Source organism: Salinispora goodfellowii, assembly GCF_059570675.1.
In genome coordinates this window covers 216,651-232,598 of record NZ_JCANTD010000007.1, presented here as the reverse complement: position 1 = coordinate 232,598, position 15,948 = coordinate 216,651, and the positions used below count along the sequence as shown (strand labels likewise).

The following is a 15,948-nucleotide window of genomic DNA, read 5'->3' as shown; positions in this document are numbered from 1 at the left end:
CACCCGGAACCAACCACCCCACACACCCCTACGACCCATGTGGGCCTGCCGCGCCTGCGGCCACCCCTGGCCCTGCGCCGAAGCCCGCCTCCTCCTCAAAGCCGAATACGAAACCCGACAGCCGAGCCTCACCATCTACCTCGCCGGACTCCTCTACGAAGCCATGCACGACCTCTACCACCTCAACCCCCACGACGGACCGAACCCCCGCGAACTATTCGATCGTTTTGTTTCCTGGGGACCATTCCGGCGCCCGGCGCACAAGCGACCAGATTGAGGCTTCGACGCCGCGGCGAGGCGGGGACCGTGGTCGGCGCCGCCAGCAACAGCAACAGCAACAGCAACAGCAACAGCAACAGCGCTCAACCGGCCCGGACCAGCTGTCGGTATTCCGCGGAGCCGAGGAAACGCGGCACGATCTCCGCGTTAGCCCGCCCGAACTCCAGGGTGAGCACGTCGGCCCGGTCAACGAAGCGCATCGCCGCCCCCTCCCCACACACCACATCCGCATCGGTGGCGCTGGTCGGCGCGTAGAAGATGGAAAACTCGCCGACCGCGCCGGGGGAGCCCACCGCCGGAGCCAGGCCCTGCCAGAACAGGCGCAGCTCATCGACTTGGAGACCGGTCTCCTCGTAGAGCTCCCGATGGGCCGCTGCCAGCGGCTCCTCGCCCGGATCCAGGTGACCACCCGGTAGGGACCATCGGTGCGGATCCACTTCGGTGTTGCCGTCCCGCAGCTGCAACAACAGCCGACCCCGTGGATCGACCAAGACCACACAAGCGATCCGTACGTCCACTCGCGCCACCATGCACGCAGCCTAATCTGGCTGGGCTCCGAAAAAGCTGATGTCCGACCACGACACAAGGCTTGAGGAGACGCGAATGACCGCCTACGTTTACCCCGCGCGCCGACCACGACGGTGACTGCCTCGAATGCGCCCACGCGCGGCGGGCCGCTGCCGTCTCCAGGACAGGCGGGAGGTAACGCCCATGCGGAGTTCTACCTACGCGGTGACGAGGTGAGTCGCCTCCTCCCGTTCATCGCGGGCGGCGCACTGCTCGGTGCCGTCGCCGGGCTCTCCTTCGGCCTGGGCAACTACACGGCCGCCTGGATCGTCTGGCTCCTGTACTTCGGCGTGGTCGAAGTGACGGCGGTGCTCAACAGTCGCGACGGTGACACCCTGTCCGAGCACGTCTGGTTGTGGTTCGGCACGCAGCGCCGCAAGCCCGGCGAACCGGCCCGGAAGGTCACGGGCTGGGTGTGGCTGCGGCGGTTCGCGCTGCTGGCGTTCGTGACCTGGCTCGCCCTGCACTTCCTCACCGGGGGCCTCGTCTGATCGCCTGCTTCCACCTGGCCCAGATAGCAGACACGCAGAGCGCCACGAAGACACGTGAATGCCTTGTTGAGTCCGCTCGCACTCGCCGAGCGGAAGAGGTCGGCGTACGGGTCGCTGCCGTGCCAGGGGTAGCCGTGCCGCCGGAACGCGGCGGCGACCGGTCTCGGGGTGGCGGGGAACTGCTGGCCGCCCGATCAGCGCGGCGTCTTGTCGATGGGGAACTGGACTTCGGTGAGCAGCTCAGCGGGACTGACCGTTTGCGGGTCGTTGAGGTAGATCTCGCGCGGTGGGCCCGCTGGATGAATACCCTCCTGCTCGATCCAGCCGGTGACGACGTGGTAAGCGGGGCTGATCTCCTGGTACGGCCCTCGGTGGACGGTGGTGGCGACCGGGCCGCCGGGGAGCTCACGGTAGCGGACCGGGTCGCCGGGTAGGACGGTGCCGGCCGGGACCGGGATGCAGATCTCGATGTCGCCGTTGGTCTGTTCGTCGATGACGTCGTGGTAGATGACGAACGGCTTCCCGTTGGACTCGGCGCCGGCGTTGCCGATGGCGTCGACGACCGTGCCGAAGCCACGGCCCATATCGGCACCGATCGCGTTGAGGCTGGTGTGCAGGGTGAGGCTGGCCACCGAAATGGTGGCGGCTTCCTTCACGATGACGTCGTAGGGCATGACACGTCCTCCTCGATCGATGAGTGCTTGGAGGAAACGCAGCATCTGCTCCTGCTCGGCGAGCCGGGCCCGCAACCGCTCCCGATGCGCGACGAGGCGTTTGCCGGTCAATTCCGGGTCGTCATCGGTGAGTAGGTCACGGATGTCAGCGATCGGCATGTCGATTGCGCGTAGTATCCGGATCGCCTCGGCCCGCTCGGCCTGGGCTCGCCGGTAGTAGCGGTAGCCCGAGGACGGGTCGACCCAAGCGGGTGCGAGCAGGCCCTGCTCGTTGTAGAAGCGCAGGGCCTTGACTGACAGCCGACTCATCCGGGAGAAACGCCCAATCGGGATCAGGTCGTCCATGCTCGGTTCCTCCGTTCCGCACCGATGCTCGAGTCTCCCCTGGCGGGAGAGTCAAGCCTGGGACGGCGGGTCGGCGGGTCGGCGGGTCGGCGGGTCGGCGGGCCAATTCCCGCCACCACCCGATGCCGTCAGGGCTTTCCTTACAGAGGCACCTCCGGCCGGCGGCCGGATGCGAGGCGATCACCTCGAACTTCGCCGCGAGTAACGCGCCCCTGATCAGCGTTCGCGCTGGTCAGAGGCGTGTTTTGCTATCCGAGGGGCGGAGGGTGTGGGATTCGAACCCACGAAGACATCACTGCCTTACCGGTTTTCAAGACCAGCGCCATCGGCCACTAGGCGAACCCTCCCGGCGCACCGCCCCACGGGGCGACGACCGTGCCCAGTCTGCCACGCCGGCCCCACCGGTGGGCAGGCACGCCCACCGACACGCCGTCCACAGTGGGTGTGCGCCGTACGGACTCCCGGGCGAGACCGGCGTCGGGTAGACAGGAACCATGCACGCGATCACGATCCAGAAGTTCGGTGGACCCGACGCGTTGGTCTGGACCGAGGTGCCCGATCCGGAGCCCGGCCCCGGCGAGGTGGTCGTCGACGTACGGGCCAGCGCGGTCAACCGGGCGGACGTGCTGCAACGGAAGGGCCACTACCCGCCGCCCCCGGGAGCGTCCCCGTACCCGGGTCTGGAGTGCTCCGGGGTGATCAGTGCGGTCGCCGACGACGTGCCCGGGTGGGCGGTGGGGCAGCCGGTGTGCGCGCTGCTGGCCGGCGGCGGGTACGCGGAGCGGGTGGCGGTGCCGGCCGGTCAGCTACTGCCGGTGCCCGACGGCGTGGACCTGGTGGACGCGGCGGCGCTACCCGAGGTGGCCTGCACAGTCTGGTCGAACGTGCTGCAGCGGGCGAAGCTGGCCGCCGGGGAGACGCTGCTGGTGCACGGCGGCGGCAGTGGGATCGGCACCTTCGCGATCCAGCTCGGGTCAGCCCTGGGGGCGACGGTGCTGGTCACCGCGCGGCTGGCCAAGCACGACCGGCTGCGGGAACTGGGCGCCGCGCACACGATCGACTATCGGGAGCAGGACTTCGCCGCAGAGGTTCGCCAGTTCACCAACGGCCGGGGCGCGGACGTGATCCTCGACATCATGGGCGCGGCCTACCTGGGGCGAAACGTCGCCGCGCTCGCCACCGACGGCCGGCTGATGCTGATCGGCCTGTTGGGCGGCCGGAAGGCGGAGCTGGACCTCGGTGCGCTGCTGGCGAAGCGGGCAACGGTGACCGCGACCACCCTGCGTTCCCTCCCGCTGGGCCAGAAGGCAGAGATCGTGGCGGGCGTGCGCGAGCAGGTGTGGCCGCTGATCGCGGCCGGCAAGGTCCGCCCGGTCGTGGACCGCCGGCTGCCGATCACCGACGCGGCCGAGGCCCACCGTCTCGTCGAGTCGAACGAGCACGTCGGCAAGGTGCTGCTGACCGTCGGCTAGCGCGGCACCGCCAGGCCCGCACCCGCCAACGCCCGGGGCGGTGAGGTGCTCGACCTGGCCGGCTGGCATCGGCTAGCGCGGCACGGCCAGGCGCGCACCGGGGCCCTCGTCGGCGACCTGGTCGCCCGGGTTGCTGAGGATGCAGCGGCGCAGCGACAGGCACCCGCAGCCGATGCACCCGTCGAGGTCGTCCCGGAGCCGGGTCAGGAGCGTGATCTTCTCGTCGAGCCGGTTCCGCCACCGTTTGGAGAGCTGGGTCCAGTCTTCCGGGGTCGGGGTGCGGGCGGCCGGCAGGGACTCGAGTGCCTCGCGGATCTCGTCCAGCGGGATGCCGACCTGCTGGGAGATCCGGATGAACGCCACCCGGCGCAGTTCGCTGCGCGCGTACCGGCGCTGGTTGCCGCCGGTGCGGTCGGCTCGGAGCAGCCCGATCTGCTCGTAGTAGCGCAGCGCGGAGGACGCGACGCCGCTGCGTGCGGAGAGCTGGCCGATGGTCAATGACTCCTGCATCACGTCACCTTGAGCTGAAGTGGGCTTGAAGTTGCAGGCTAGCCGCATGACAGCCACCACGACCACCACGACGGTCGCCGAGGCCGCCGCGCCGCTCGACGGCCGGCAGCCGGTCGCCCCGCTGCTGGAGCGGACCCGGGCCGGCCGGGAGTTCGGCACGAACGTCTACTCCACCATCGACGTGCTCCAGGTGCTCTACCACCGCGTCCTGCGGATCAACCCGGCGACGATCGACGACCCGGACCGGGACCGGTTTCTGCTCTCCAAGGGGCACGCCGTCGCCGGGTACTACGCGGTGCTCGCCGCCGCGAAGTTCTTCCCGGTCGACTGGCTCGACGACCAGGGTGGGCCGGCGAGCCGGCTCGGCGAACACCCCGACCGGATGCTCGTGCCCGGCGTGGAGATCGGCTCCGGATCGCTCGGTCACGGCCTCGGCCTCGGCGTCGGCACCGCGCTCGGCCTACGCGCCCAGGGCCGGCTCGAACCCCGGGTCTACGTGCTGCTCGGCGACGCCGAACTGGACGAGGGTTCCAACCACGAGGCGATCACCTACGCCGGGACAAATGGCCTGGCCAACCTCACTGCGATCGTGATCGACAACGCCTCCGCCACCCACGGCTGGCCGGGCGGACCGGCAGCCCGGTTCGCCGTGGACGGCTGGACCGCGGCGACCGTCGACGGACACGACCACGATGCCCTGCACACCGCCCTGACCGGGCACGACGGCGACCGGCCCCACGTCGTCGTGGCGGTCGTCGACCCCAAGGAGGACTGATGCGCGACACCTTCGTCGACACCACCACCGCGCTGCTCGCCGACGACCCGCGTACCGCGCTGGTGCTGGCCGACATCTCCGCCGGCCTCTTCGCCCCGGCGGCGGCCCGGCACCCCGACCGGGTCCTGAACGTCGGAATCCGGGAACAGCTGATGCTCGGGGTGGCCGGCGGGCTGGCGTTGACCGGCCTGCGGCCGATCGTGCACACCTACGCGCCGTTCCTGGTCGAGCGGGCGTACGAGCAGCTCAAGCTCGACCTGGACCACCAGGACGCGAGCGCGGTGCTGGTCAGCGTGGGCGCCTCGTACGACCGCGCGGCGGCGGGCCGGACCCACCTGTCGCCGGCGGATGTCTCGCTGATCGACACCCTGCACGGCTGGACCGTGCACGTACCCGGTCACCCCGGCGAGGTGGCGCCGCTGCTGCGGACGGCGGTGGCCGCGGAGACCTCGGCGTACCTGCGGCTGTCGGTGCTGAGCAACGACCGGCCGCTGGGCAACGACGGGGCGTTGCAGGTGGTGCGGGACGCCGGGCCGGGAGCACCGCTGGTGGTGGCCGTCGGACCGACCCTGGACGCGGCCACCGCGGCGCTGGCCGACCTGCCCGTCACCGTGGCGTACACCAACCGGCCGCGGCCGTTCGACACCGCCGGGCTCCGCGATCGGGCCGGCACCGACGTGATCCTGGTCGAGCCCTACCTCGCCGGAACCTCCAGCCGGGTGGTCTCGGCAGCGCTGGCGGACCGCCCACACCGGCTACTGGCACTCGGCGTCGGGCGGAAAGAACTCCGGCGGTACGGGTCGGTCGACGACCACACCCACTGGCACGGCCTGGACGCGTCGGGGCTGCGGCGATCGGTGCTGGACTTCGTCTCACCAGCGCTGCGCTGACCTTCCGTCTCGGCGGCCAACCGGGCGGGTGAACTACTCGCTCTTGGGCAGCACGATCAGTCGGGCCGCACCGTTCTCCCCGTCCTTCGTGCCGGCCACGCCGAGCACCCGGCCAACCTCAACCGCCTCCGGCTGAACCGTCTGGCGGCGCTCCACCACCCGCAGCTCCGACCCGAAGGTCCAGGTCATCTCGAAGCCGTCGGACGACCGGACGGTCATCTCCTGCCCATCGACGGCTACCACCTCGCCACGTTGGACCGCCACCGTCCTCGGACCGTCCTCTTTCGTCTGCACCACGACCTCGCCGTGCATGGTGTTCTTTCGCAGCAGCACCCGGGCCGGCCGCCGCTTGCGCCACTCTTCGGCCCGTTCCTTCCGGCCCGGCTCCGCGTCCGAAGACGGTGAATCCGACGCAGCGGCGGGCACCACGTCCAGTTCGACCGGGTCCAGGCCCAGCGCGGCCAGCGCCTGACCCTCCGCACCGAACGCCGCAGCGACCTCGACGGCCTGCTCTCCGGCCGGCCCGGCCACCTGGGCCGCGCCGCAGCCGGTGAGCCCGAGCGTGACCGCCGCGAACAGCGTGGTGGCGGCGACTCCCCAACGTGCCATGTCTCTCCCTCTCGTCCCTGTGGGTGGGAGTCCAGCCTGGTCGGTCTCGACGAGCGCCAGGTCAGGCCGATGTTCGGGTCTGGTAAGGATCCGGCGGCAGCGAGACGACAAACGCGGCCCCGCCCTCGGCCGCGTGCCCCGCGCTGATCTCTCCACCGAGCCGCCGGACCAGGCCGGCGGCGAGGGCCAGGCCCAGCCCACTACCGACCTTGCGCACCCCCCGGTACCGCTGGTGCAGCGCACCCCGCTGGAAGACCACCGCCAGGTCGTCGTCGGTCAGGCCAGGGCCGCCGTCCCGGACCTCGATCACCCCACCGGCCGCCGGGTCCGGGCCGGCCCACCGGGTCGCCAGCACCACCGGCGCCCCCGGCGGCACCACCCGCAGCGCGTTCTCCAGCAGCCCATCCACCACCTGCCGGATCCGCCCCGGATCGGTGTGCACCGGCACCGCCTGCTCCGGCGCCTCGACCCGGAACGCCACCGAGACGGCCGCGCACCGCGCCGCCCACGTCCGCTCCGCCTCCGCGGCCAGCCGAACCAGGTCGACCCGTACCGGCTCCAGCGGGAAGTCCACGGCCTCCAGCCGGGCCAGGGCCAGCAGATCCCGTACCAGCCGATCCAGGTGCTCCGCCTCGGCCAGCACCGTGCGCCCGGTTCCGGCCACCTCCGCCGAGTCGATCACCCCGTCCGCCAACGCCTCCGCGTACCCGCGAATGGCGGTCAGCGGGGTCCGCAGCTCATGCGAGACAGAGAGCAGGAACTCTCGCTGCCGTCCCTCACTGGTGGTGAGCGCGGCAGCCAGGCCGTTGAGGGCCTCCGCCAGGTCCGCCACCTCGTGTGGGGGCTCCACCGGTACGCGAACCGCCCGCTCGCCCGCCCGCAGCCGCGCGGCAGCGTCGGCCGCCCGCCGGATCGGCCGGGCCAGGCGACGGGCGAGCAGCAGACCGGCGACCACCCCGGCCGCCAGCCCGGCCAGCAGCGGCAACCAGAGGCTCTGGGCGACCTGCCGCCACATGCCGCCGAGGGAGCCGGCCCGCGCGAGCACCACCCCGTCGCCGCCGGGCAGGGCTCGCCCCTGCACCAACGCCGGCCGGCCGGCGACCGAACGCCGGCCGGCCACGTGCCGGCCCTCGGCGATCCGCTCCACCACCTGGGCCGGCAGTCCCGGCCGGTCCACCACCCCGTTTCGCACCAGGTACGCCTCGATGCCCTGCGCCCGCAGTTGGCGTAGCAACCGGTCCTCGTCCACGGCGCGCGGGGTGTCCAACCGACTGCGTAGCGCCTCGGCGGCGAGTCGGGACTGGGCGGCCAGCGCCTGCTGCTCGCGGTGTTCCACTCCACGGACCGCCAGCGGCACCGCGACGATCGCGGTGACCAGGACCGAGACCAGGGCGACCGCGCAGGTGACCAGCACCGCCCGGACGGTCAGGGTCGGCCCACGGCGGGTGCGGGCGGGCCGTCGGGCGCCGGACGTCGGCACGGTCGAAGGGTCGACCCGGTGCTCACGCATCGGCGGCGTACCCCACCCCCCGATGGGTACGGATCACACTCGCCGAGCCGAGCTTCGCCCGGACCTGCGCCACGTGCACGTCGACGGTTCGGGTACCCGCGGGAACGGCGTACCCCCACACCCCGGCGAGCAGTTCCTCCCGGGTGAACACCCGGCCGGGGCGGGCCATCAGGTGGGCGAGCAGGTCAAACTCGGTGGAGGTCAACTGCACCGGATCCCCCGCGGCGGTCACCGTACGGCGGCCGAGGTCCAGCGTGACCGCGCCGACGATCCGCGGCTGGCCCGGCGGCGGCCCGGCGACCCGGCGCAGCACCGCCCGCACCCGGGCCACCAGTTCCCGCGGGCTGAACGGCTTGGTGACGTAGTCGTCGGCGCCGAGTTCAAGCCCGACGATGCGGTCCACCTCGTCGTCGCGCGCGGTGAGAAAAATGACCGGCGTCCAGTCCCCGGACTCGCGTAACCGGCGGCAGACCTCGGTGCCGGGCAGACCCGGCAGTGCGATGTCGAGAACGCAGGCCACCGGCCGGAGCCGGCGGGCGGCGGCGAGGCCGGCGTCGCCGTCCCGCTCCAGATGTACGCCGAACCCGTCCCGGGCCAGATATAGCCGGACCAGGTCGGCGATGGCCGGTTCGTCCTCGACGAGGAGGACGAGCCCGCGATGCGGCGCGTCAACGATCACCGGCTCATGATGGCCGACGGGGATGGCGCGGCACTGCTCGGGACATGTTCGGGTTCGGTAAGGAGACGGTCAGCGGACGGTGGCGGGTCGGAAGGCGGTTGGCCGGGCCGGGGCCGGACCGGGGTCGCCGATCGTGGCGACGAGCCGCTCGCGCGCGGTCCGGACGCGGGTGCGGAAAGCATGGTTGAGCAGCTCGTCGAGCTGCCACACCTGCTTCGGGTGCCGCGTCCGGATGACGAACCGCTCCCGGACGCCGTCGATGGCGGTGGCGGCCAACTCCAGGCAGTGCAGCCGCGGGTCCGGTCCCCAGGTGACGTCGCTCAGCTCGCGCAGCTCTGTGTTGAGGTGCAGGCGGAGCCGGTGCAGCACCCGGGTCTGCCGGGTGACGACCAACCGTCGGTGGGTCAACAGCAGGAGGTACTCGCCGGCGGTGGCCGACCGGTTCGGGCGGCGGCACCGGGTGACCAGGATGGGGGCGTCACCCGAGCCGACGCAGCGCCGGAAGACGGGCATGTGTCGGCTGGCGGTCTGGGTCGCGATACCAGCCTCGGCCGCAGCGGGAAGGAACGTTCGGGAGAAGACGTCCATGCCCTACCCAACGACGCCCCGGTCCGGGGTGATATGGGCGGGACGGCCGAACCTTGCATCTTCCACGCCCCGGGCGGTCCTGACCACCGAACGGGTCACAACCACCCAGGCGGGGTGGTTCAGAGCAGCTCGACGATGGTCGCGTTGGCCATGCCGCCGCCCTCGCACATGGTCTGCAGTCCGTACCGGAGGTTCTCGTCTCGCATGTGCGCCAACATGGTGGTCATGATCCGGGCCCCGGACCCGCCGAGCGGATGCCCGAGGGCGATGGCGCCGCCGCGCGGGTTGAGCCGGTGCGGGTCGGCCTCGGTCTCCACGAGCCAGGCCAGCGGCACCGGGGCGAACGCCTCGTTGACCTCGTACACCCCGATCTCCTCAATGCCCAGCCCCGCCCGGCGCAGCGCCTTGGCGGTGGCCGGGATGGGCGCGGTCAACATGGCGACCGGGTCGTCGGCGCAGACCACCGCGGTGTGGATGCGGGCGAGCGGGCGCAGGCCGTGCCGGCCGGCCCACTCGGCGGTGGTGACCGCGAGCGCCGCCGCGCCGTCGGAGATCTGGGACGCGGATCCGGCGGTTACCACGCCATCGGCCCGGAACGGGGTGGCGAGCTCGGCCAGCTTCGCCAGGGACGTGTCCCGACGGATGCCCTCGTCGGCGGAGACCGTTCCCCCGTCGGCGAGGGGGACCGGTGCCAGCTCGGCGTCGAATGCGCCGGCGTCCTGCGCCGCGCCCGCCTTCTCGTGGCTGGCGAGGGCGAACTCGTCCAGCTGGCCGCGGGTCAGTCGCCACCGGCGGGCGATCAGCTCCGCGCCGACGCCCTGGCTGAACGGGAGCGGGTCGTCCTCCGCCACCCCCTCCACGCCCCGGTAGCGGTCCAGGATCGCCGCGCTGAACGGCACGCCACCGGCCACGCTGGAGCCCATCGGCACCCGGGTCATCGACTCAACCCCGCCCGCCACCACCAGGTCGGCCTGCCCGGAGAGCACCGTCGCGGCGGCGAAGTGCAGCGCCTGCTGGCTGGACCCGCACTGCCGGTCGAGGGTGGTGCCGGGAACCGTCTCGGGCCAGCCGGCCGCGAGGACGGCGTTGCGGGCGACGTTCCACGACTGCTCACCGACCTGGGAGACGCAGCCCCAGAAGACGTCATCCACCTGGCCCGGATCGATGCCGGTCCGTTCGGCGAGGGCGCGCAGCACGTGCGCCGACAAGTCGACCGGGTGTACGTCGGCGAGGCTTCCCTTGCGCCGCCCGACGGGGGTGCGTACCGCGCCGACGATGACTGCGTCACTCATGACTACTCCCCGGTAACTTGGCTTGGCGTCGATGCTACGCGGCCCGCCCGGCAACCCGCTGCCCTGGCATGCTGGGCAATATGGATACGACTTCGTCCGAGACCCGGCAGTGGCGGGTCCCGGCCGCCATACCAGCGGTCAAGGCCGGCGGGGCCGGGGCGCTGGTCGCGCTCGGGCTCCTGCTCGCCGACGGCGACCCGGTCCGGCTCGCGTTGGCCGTGCTGGCCGCCGCCGCGCTCCTGGTCTGGGCCACGCGGGACCTGCTGGCACCGGTCCGCCTCGCGGTCGATCCGGAAGGACTGACGGTGGTCAGCGGATTCGCCGGCCGGCGGCGGCTGCCATGGTCGCAGGTGACGGAGATCCGGGTGGACCAGCGGGCCCGGCTCGGCCGGCCGAACGCCGCCCTGGAGGTGGATGCCGGGGAGACGCTGCACCTGTTCGGCCGGTTCGACCTGGACGCCGACCCGGCCGATGTCGCGGTGCAGCTACGGGCGGCCCGCCCGGCGTGATCGTCAGGCGAGCAGGGCCGCGGTCCGGATCAGGGCCAGGCCGAGCAGGGCCACCACGAGCACCGTCCCGCCGCCCACCTGCACCAACGTGCGCCGCGACGGTGGGGCGTGGGCGAGGACGAAGGCCATCAGGCCGCCGACCACGAGACCGCCCAGGTGACCCGGGATCGAGATCCCCGGCACAGTTACCGTGAAGACCAGGTTGATCACCAGGATCGGGAGCACCTGGGAGACGTCCCGCCCCAACCGCCGGCCGACGACGAACAGGGCCGCGAAGAGCCCGAAGACGGCCGTGGACGCGCCCGCGGTGGCCGCATTCGACGCGCTGAACAGGTAGGCCGCGACGTTCCCGCCGAGGCCGGCGATCAGATAGAGGGCCAAAAACCGGGCCGGACCGAGACTCGCCTCCAGGGTTCGGCCGAGGATCCACAACGCGTACATGTTCAGCAACAGGTGGATCACGCCGTAGTGCAGAAACATCGCGGTGACCAGGCGGTACCACTCGCCGTCGGCGACGCCACCCACGGTGCCGTTGGGAAAGACCGCGAGCCCGATCACGGCTCCCCACTCGGTCAGCGGGGTGCTGCCGCCGAGCAGGCCGCCGAAGCCGGAGCCCCCCACCACCGCGTCGCCACCCCGGTCGGTGCCGATGGAGAGCAGCATCACCAGGGCGTTGAACGCGATCAACGCCTTGGTGACGTAGCCGTGTTGGCCGGCGAGACCACCACCGAAGGCGGTACGCGCCGGCCGCACACTGCGGCGCCCTTCGTTGACGCACTCCGGGCACTGGAAGCCCACCGATGCCTCGCGCATGCAGTCCGGGCAGATGACCCGGTCGCAGCGGTTGCACCGAATGTGTGCCTCCCGACCGGGGTGGCGGTAGCAGACCGGGGTGGTCGGTGGTGATTCACTCACCGGACAGCCCAGGTACCCGAGCGCTCAGTCATGCGAGCAAAGGTACCCTGTCCGCTTTCAGGAGCCGGTGCGCTCGATCTCGACCCGCTCGATAACGACGTCGCGCAGCGGGCGGTCGGCGGGGTTCGTCGGGGTGTTGGCGATGGCGTCGACGACCTTCACCGACTCCTCGTCGGCGACCTGCCCGAAGATGGTGTGCCGGTTGGTCAGGTGCGGGGTCGGGGCCACCGTGATGAAGAACTGCGAACCGTTGGTGCCCGGCCCGGCGTTCGCCATCGCCAGCAGGTACGGCCGGTCGAACCGCAGCTCGGGGTGGAACTCGTCGGCGAAGGTGTAGCCCGGACCGCCCCGGCCGGTGCCGGTCGGGTCACCCATCTGGATCATGAAACCGCTGATCACGCGGTGTGAGATGGTGCCGTCGAAGTACGGGCCGCTGCCCGGCTGGCCGGTCCGCGGGTCGGTGTACTGCTTGGTGCCGTCGGCCAACTCCACGAAGTTGCGAACGGTCTTCGGCGCGTGATTCGGAAAGAGCTGCAGCCGAATCGGGCCGGCGTTGGTGTGCAGGGTGGCGTAGAGATCCTCGGCCACAGGTACTCCTCACTAGTTGTTCAGTTCCACGCGGATCCTCCCATGTGCCCGATCTGGCCATGCGGAGGCATCCGAAGGTGGAGGATGACGAAGGGACAACTCCGAGGAGGTGGGACCGTGTTTGGAAACGGGCGGCGTAAGACCCGGAGCCAGCTTGCCAAGATCGAGCTTGGGCGAAGCCTCGGTCATCTGAAGCGGGCGGCGGGGCACGCAACCAACGGCACCGGCGCCACGGTCGGCCCACGGGTGCGGGCGGCCCGCAGCGCTGTTGCCCCGACCGCGCTGGTCATGCGAGACCGGGCGGCGAGCGGCTACGTGTCGACCGTGGCGGCCCTCGCGCCACTGGCCATCGCCCTCCGCGAGGCCCAGGCCGAGGCGGCCAGCCGGGCCGCCGCCGGCCAGCGGGCCGGCGCGGGCAATTCGGCCGCCACCAGCAAGAAGGTGCAGGAGAAGAGGATGCGGGCGAACCGCGCGAAGAATCGGTCCGGTCGGGGCAGGATGACCGGCCTGCTGGCGGCCAGCGTCGTGGTGGGGCTGGTCGGCGCGATGGCGTTGCGACGCCGCTACGAGCGGCGGGAGTGGGTCGAGTACGACCCGGTTCCCAGCCTGGACCCGATGCAGGCCGAGGTGGACATGATCGAGGTCACCACCCGGACCCCGGCCGAACAGACCACCCCGGCGCCGACCGGGAAGGTGCCGCCACCGGTCGCCGACAAGGCGTCCGCGACCCCGACCGAGAAGGTCCGCGCAACGACCACCGACAAGGCCCCCGCGGCACCGACCGAGAAGGCCCCCGCGACACCAACCAAGACGGCCCCCGCGACGACCGAGGGCAAGAGCTCCACCGGCCGGACCCCCAACGACCTCCCCAAGGCCATGAAGAACGGTCGCCGCTGACCCGGGTCAGAGCCAGCCGTGCCGGCGGAACCAGCGGTACAGCGCCAAGCTGACCCCGAGCATCAGGGCCAGCACGGTGGGATAGCTGTAGGCCCACCCCAGTTCCGGCATGAACTCGAAGTTCATGCCGTAGATGCCGGCGATGGCCGTCCAGACCGCCGCGATGGCCGCCCAGGCCGCGATCCGGCGCATGTCGTCGTTCTGGTCCACGGTGACCTGGGCCAACCGCACCTGGAGGATTGAGTTGAGCAGGTCATCGGCGGAGTTGACCTGCTCAACGGTACGGCTGAGGTGGTCCTGCACGTCCCCGAAGTACCGCCGGACCTCCATCGGCACCTCGCGGTTGCGCTCAGCGGTGATCCGCAGGAGCGGACGCTGGAGCGGCATCACCGCCCGCTTGAACTCGACCAGCTCCCGCTTCACCTGATAGATCCGCTGGATCCGATCGCCGCCCGGCCGACGGTCGAAAACATCGGCCTCCAGCGTGTCCAGGTCGTCCTCCAGCCGGTCGACGACCTCCAGGTACTGGTCAACCACCCGGTCGGTCACCGCGTACGCCACCGCCCACGGGCCGTGCGGCAGCAGCTCCCCCTTCGCCTCCAGGTCGGCGCGCACCGGCGCCAGCCGGCAGGCGTCCCCGTGCCGGACACTGACCAGGAAATTCGGGCCGATGAAGAGCAGTACCTGGCCGGTCTCGACGACCTCGGAGTGCTCGGTCAACTCGGCCTGGTCGCGGTAGTGGGCGGTTCGCAGCACCAGGAAGCTCACCGCACCGAACTGCTCCAGCTTGGGCCGCTGCTGGGCTTTGACCGCATCCTCGACGGCCAGTTCGTGCAGGCCGTAGGTGACCGCGATCTCGGTCATCTGGGCCAGGTCGGGCTCGTGCAGGCCGAGCCAGACGAAGCCGTCGCCCGCCTCGCGCGCCGCCACCAACGCCTCGGCGTGGTGCCGGTGGCCGGGTTGCCGCTCCCCGTCCAGGTAGAGCGCGCAGTCAACGACCGCATCGTGGGGCACGGCCGGCGCCGGTGGTCCGGCCGCGCTGTCGGAGCTGAGCCGGCGGGTCATCGCCCGCACCGGGGCTGCCCAGTCCCGCGGTCGGATCACCCGGCCGTCCGACCGGGCGACCCTGCGTCCGCGCCGCAACCGGTCCGCCATCGCACCCTCCCCGCTCGACGACGCGTTGCAGCGTACGCCGCCCGGCGCCGGTGGCGAAGGTCAGCCGCGTACGGCCGCCATCGCCGCCGCGAGTCGACGCGCACCCTCGTCGATCTGGTCCACGGTCACCGCCGAGTACGCCAGCCGCAGCGCGTGCTGCCCGCCGTCGAGCACGAAGTCACTGCCCTTCACGACGGCGACCCCGCGCTCCGCCGCCGCCGGAGCCAGCCGGTCCACCTCGACGTCCGCCGGCAACTCCACCCAGAGGAAGTAGCCGCCGTCCGGCTCGACGAACCGGGCTTCCGGGAGGTGCCGCCGCAGCGCCTCGGCCAGCGCCTGGGCCCGCTCGCCGAGGGCCCGGCACACCGCGGCGATCGAGCGGTCGATGTCCCCGGAGACGCAGAACTGGTGCACGATCGCCTCGGAGACCATGCCCGGCGAAATGTAGAGGCTGGTCGCCTTCTTCGCGATGTCGGCGATCAGGTCCGCCGGCCCGACCAGGTAACCGACCCGGACGCCCGGGCAGACCGTCTTGGTGAAGCTGGAGGCGTGCACCACCCGGTTGTGGGTGTCCAACGAGAGCATCGAGGGCAACGCCTCGCCGCGGAACCGGACATCGGCGTACGGGTCGTCCTCAAAGATCGTGAAACCGAACTCGACGGCGAGGTCGAGTAGTTCCCGCCGCTTGGCGAGGCTCAGCGTCACCCCGGCCGGGTTCTGGTAGTTCGGAATGATGTGCGCCAGCCGGGGCCGCACCCCGGACTCCAGCAGCTTACGCAGCTCGGAGGTGTCCAGACCGTCCGGCTGGATGGTGATCCCGTGCAGCTCGCTGCCCATCCGCCGCAGGTTCAGCAGGGTCCGGTCGTAGGTCGGACGCTCCACCACCACCGCGTCGCCGGGTCGGACGAGGTGGTCGAAGAGGAACGCGTCAGCCTGCAACGAACCGTTGGTCACCAGGACCTGGTCCGCCCTCACTCCGTGCTTCTGCGCGATCCACTCACGCAACGGAAGGTACCCGGCGGAGGGGCCGTACGCCGTCACACCGATGGGATCGGCGTCGAACGCACGGATGGCGGCGGCCTTCAGCCCCTCGACATCGACGATGTCCAACGAGGGAGCGCCACGGGCGAAGGAGATCAACTGCTCGGCGGTCATGGCTGTTCAGCGTACGGAAGGCGGCAACGGATCCGCCGACGGCACGAC

19 protein-coding genes and 1 tRNA gene are annotated in these 15,948 nt (G+C 71.5%); 7 read left to right on the top strand and 13 right to left on the bottom strand.

Annotation, left to right across the window (positions count from 1 at the left end; all coding sequences use genetic code 11):
• The coding region (locus T398_RS11040) for a hypothetical protein (protein ID WP_496446345.1) at positions 1 to 277 on the top strand (277 nt) is incomplete at its 5' end.
• An 85-nt stretch (positions 278 to 362) separates the two neighbouring features.
• Here the strand turns inward: T398_RS11040 and T398_RS11035 are convergent.
• Positions 363 to 809 (bottom strand): NUDIX domain-containing protein, encoded by a 447-nt coding sequence (locus tag T398_RS11035; protein ID WP_496446343.1) that lies wholly within the window; start codon positions 807 to 809, stop codon positions 363 to 365.
• 210 nt (positions 810 to 1,019) lie between these two features.
• Here T398_RS11035 and T398_RS11030 point away from each other — a divergent pair, with 210 nt between their 5' ends.
• Positions 1,020 to 1,337, top strand: coding sequence for a hypothetical protein (locus tag T398_RS11030; protein WP_496446341.1), 318 nt, complete (start codon positions 1,020 to 1,022; stop codon positions 1,335 to 1,337).
• A 194-nt stretch (positions 1,338 to 1,531) separates the two neighbouring features.
• Here the strand turns inward: T398_RS11030 and T398_RS11025 are convergent, their stop codons facing one another.
• A complete protein-coding gene (locus T398_RS11025; protein WP_496446339.1) occupies positions 1,532 to 2,356 on the bottom strand; it encodes a MerR family transcriptional regulator in 825 nt (274 codons plus the stop codon).
• A gap of 260 nt (positions 2,357 to 2,616) precedes the next feature.
• Positions 2,617 to 2,703: transfer RNA gene (locus T398_RS11020), tRNA-Ser, on the bottom strand.
• A 147-nt stretch (positions 2,704 to 2,850) separates the two neighbouring features.
• Between T398_RS11020 and T398_RS11015 the strand changes: the two genes are divergently transcribed.
• Positions 2,851 to 3,828: an NAD(P)H-quinone oxidoreductase gene (locus T398_RS11015; RefSeq protein WP_496446338.1), complete on the top strand. Its 978-nt coding sequence runs from the start codon at positions 2,851 to 2,853 to the stop codon at positions 3,826 to 3,828.
• Positions 3,829 to 3,900: 72 nt separating this feature from the next.
• On the opposite strand, the gene soxR is transcribed toward T398_RS11015, so the two are convergent.
• The gene (soxR, locus tag T398_RS11010; RefSeq protein ID WP_496446336.1) at positions 3,901 to 4,338 is read right to left on the bottom strand and encodes a redox-sensitive transcriptional activator SoxR; all 438 of its coding nucleotides are present in this window, start codon (positions 4,336 to 4,338) and stop codon (positions 3,901 to 3,903) included.
• A gap of 46 nt (positions 4,339 to 4,384) precedes the next feature.
• On the opposite strand from soxR, the gene T398_RS11005 reads away from it, so the two are divergent.
• The gene (locus tag T398_RS11005; protein WP_496446335.1) at positions 4,385 to 5,113 is read left to right on the top strand and encodes a thiamine pyrophosphate-binding protein; all 729 of its coding nucleotides are present in this window, start codon (positions 4,385 to 4,387) and stop codon (positions 5,111 to 5,113) included.
• Entirely contained in the window at positions 5,113 to 6,003 is an 891-nt protein-coding gene (locus T398_RS11000) for a transketolase family protein (RefSeq protein ID WP_496446333.1), read from the top strand. The genes T398_RS11005 and T398_RS11000 overlap by 1 nt, the downstream gene beginning before the upstream one ends.
• Positions 6,004 to 6,036: 33 nt before the next feature.
• Here the strand turns inward: T398_RS11000 and T398_RS10995 are convergent, their stop codons facing one another.
• The 5 genes from T398_RS10995 to T398_RS10975 form a co-directional block, all read right to left on the bottom strand.
• Positions 6,037 to 6,612: a hypothetical protein gene (locus T398_RS10995; protein ID WP_496446332.1), complete on the bottom strand. Its 576-nt coding sequence runs from the start codon at positions 6,610 to 6,612 to the stop codon at positions 6,037 to 6,039.
• A gap of 61 nt (positions 6,613 to 6,673) precedes the next feature.
• The gene (locus tag T398_RS10990) at positions 6,674 to 8,122 is read right to left on the bottom strand and encodes a histidine kinase dimerization/phospho-acceptor domain-containing protein (protein ID WP_496446330.1); all 1,449 of its coding nucleotides are present in this window, start codon (positions 8,120 to 8,122) and stop codon (positions 6,674 to 6,676) included.
• Positions 8,115 to 8,801, bottom strand: a complete 687-nt coding sequence (locus T398_RS10985; protein ID WP_496446328.1) for a response regulator transcription factor — start codon at positions 8,799 to 8,801, stop codon at positions 8,115 to 8,117. Before T398_RS10985 ends, T398_RS10990 begins: the two co-directional genes overlap by 8 nt.
• Before the next feature lie 69 nt (positions 8,802 to 8,870).
• Positions 8,871 to 9,389, bottom strand: coding sequence for a hypothetical protein (locus T398_RS10980; protein ID WP_496446326.1), 519 nt, complete (start codon positions 9,387 to 9,389; stop codon positions 8,871 to 8,873).
• 119 nt (positions 9,390 to 9,508) lie between these two features.
• The gene (locus T398_RS10975; protein WP_496446325.1) at positions 9,509 to 10,681 is read right to left on the bottom strand and encodes a thiolase family protein; all 1,173 of its coding nucleotides are present in this window, start codon (positions 10,679 to 10,681) and stop codon (positions 9,509 to 9,511) included.
• Between the two features lie 68 nt (positions 10,682 to 10,749).
• On the opposite strand from T398_RS10975, the gene T398_RS10970 reads away from it, so the two are divergent.
• Positions 10,750 to 11,190 carry a PH domain-containing protein gene (locus T398_RS10970; protein ID WP_496446323.1) on the top strand — a complete coding sequence of 147 codons (441 nt, stop codon included), beginning with the start codon at positions 10,750 to 10,752 and terminating at the stop codon, positions 11,188 to 11,190.
• 3 nt (positions 11,191 to 11,193) lie between these two features.
• On the opposite strand, the gene T398_RS10965 is transcribed toward T398_RS10970, so the two are convergent.
• Together T398_RS10965 and T398_RS10960 are read right to left on the bottom strand one after the other, a co-directional pair.
• A complete protein-coding gene (locus T398_RS10965; protein WP_496446322.1) occupies positions 11,194 to 12,105 on the bottom strand; it encodes a rhomboid family intramembrane serine protease in 912 nt (303 codons plus the stop codon).
• 57 nt (positions 12,106 to 12,162) lie between these two features.
• On the bottom strand, positions 12,163 to 12,693 hold the full coding sequence (locus tag T398_RS10960; protein WP_018733003.1) for a peptidylprolyl isomerase: 531 nt from the start codon (positions 12,691 to 12,693) through the stop codon (positions 12,163 to 12,165).
• Positions 12,694 to 12,810: 117 nt separating this feature from the next.
• Between T398_RS10960 and T398_RS10955 the strand changes: the two genes are divergently transcribed.
• Positions 12,811 to 13,590 (top strand): hypothetical protein, encoded by a 780-nt coding sequence (locus tag T398_RS10955; protein WP_496446321.1) that lies wholly within the window; start codon positions 12,811 to 12,813, stop codon positions 13,588 to 13,590.
• Positions 13,591 to 13,596: 6 nt separating this feature from the next.
• Here T398_RS10955 and T398_RS10950 read toward each other — a convergent pair whose 3' ends face one another.
• Together T398_RS10950 and T398_RS10945 are read right to left on the bottom strand one after the other, a co-directional pair.
• The gene (locus T398_RS10950; protein ID WP_496446319.1) at positions 13,597 to 14,745 is read right to left on the bottom strand and encodes a magnesium and cobalt transport protein CorA; all 1,149 of its coding nucleotides are present in this window, start codon (positions 14,743 to 14,745) and stop codon (positions 13,597 to 13,599) included.
• 60 nt (positions 14,746 to 14,805) lie between these two features.
• Positions 14,806 to 15,900: an aminotransferase-like domain-containing protein gene (locus T398_RS10945; protein WP_496446318.1), complete on the bottom strand. Its 1,095-nt coding sequence runs from the start codon at positions 15,898 to 15,900 to the stop codon at positions 14,806 to 14,808.
• Positions 15,901 to 15,948: the final 48 nt, after the last annotated feature.

What these genes read in the sequence shown, in the direction of transcription:
- T398_RS11035 (WP_496446343.1), bottom strand. Translation starts at nt 809, where the DNA reads ATGGTGGCGCGAGTGGACGTACGGATCGCTTGTGTGGTCTTGGTCGAT.
- T398_RS11025 (WP_496446339.1), bottom strand. Translation starts at nt 2,356, where the DNA reads ATGGACGACCTGATCCCGATTGGGCGTTTCTCCCGGATGAGTCGGCTG.
- T398_RS11015 (WP_496446338.1), top strand. Translation starts at nt 2,851, where the DNA reads ATGCACGCGATCACGATCCAGAAGTTCGGTGGACCCGACGCGTTGGTC.
- soxR (WP_496446336.1), bottom strand. Translation starts at nt 4,338, where the DNA reads ATGCAGGAGTCATTGACCATCGGCCAGCTCTCCGCACGCAGCGGCGTC.
- T398_RS11005 (WP_496446335.1), top strand. Translation starts at nt 4,385, where the DNA reads ATGACAGCCACCACGACCACCACGACGGTCGCCGAGGCCGCCGCGCCG.
- T398_RS11000 (WP_496446333.1), top strand. Translation starts at nt 5,113, where the DNA reads ATGCGCGACACCTTCGTCGACACCACCACCGCGCTGCTCGCCGACGAC.
- T398_RS10995 (WP_496446332.1), bottom strand. Translation starts at nt 6,612, where the DNA reads ATGGCACGTTGGGGAGTCGCCGCCACCACGCTGTTCGCGGCGGTCACG.
- T398_RS10990 (WP_496446330.1), bottom strand. Translation starts at nt 8,122, where the DNA reads ATGCGTGAGCACCGGGTCGACCCTTCGACCGTGCCGACGTCCGGCGCC.
- T398_RS10980 (WP_496446326.1), bottom strand. Translation starts at nt 9,389, where the DNA reads ATGGACGTCTTCTCCCGAACGTTCCTTCCCGCTGCGGCCGAGGCTGGT.
- T398_RS10975 (WP_496446325.1), bottom strand. Translation starts at nt 10,681, where the DNA reads ATGAGTGACGCAGTCATCGTCGGCGCGGTACGCACCCCCGTCGGGCGG.
- T398_RS10970 (WP_496446323.1), top strand. Translation starts at nt 10,750, where the DNA reads ATGCTGGGCAATATGGATACGACTTCGTCCGAGACCCGGCAGTGGCGG.
- T398_RS10950 (WP_496446319.1), bottom strand. Translation starts at nt 14,745, where the DNA reads ATGGCGGACCGGTTGCGGCGCGGACGCAGGGTCGCCCGGTCGGACGGC.
- T398_RS10945 (WP_496446318.1), bottom strand. Translation starts at nt 15,900, where the DNA reads ATGACCGCCGAGCAGTTGATCTCCTTCGCCCGTGGCGCTCCCTCGTTG.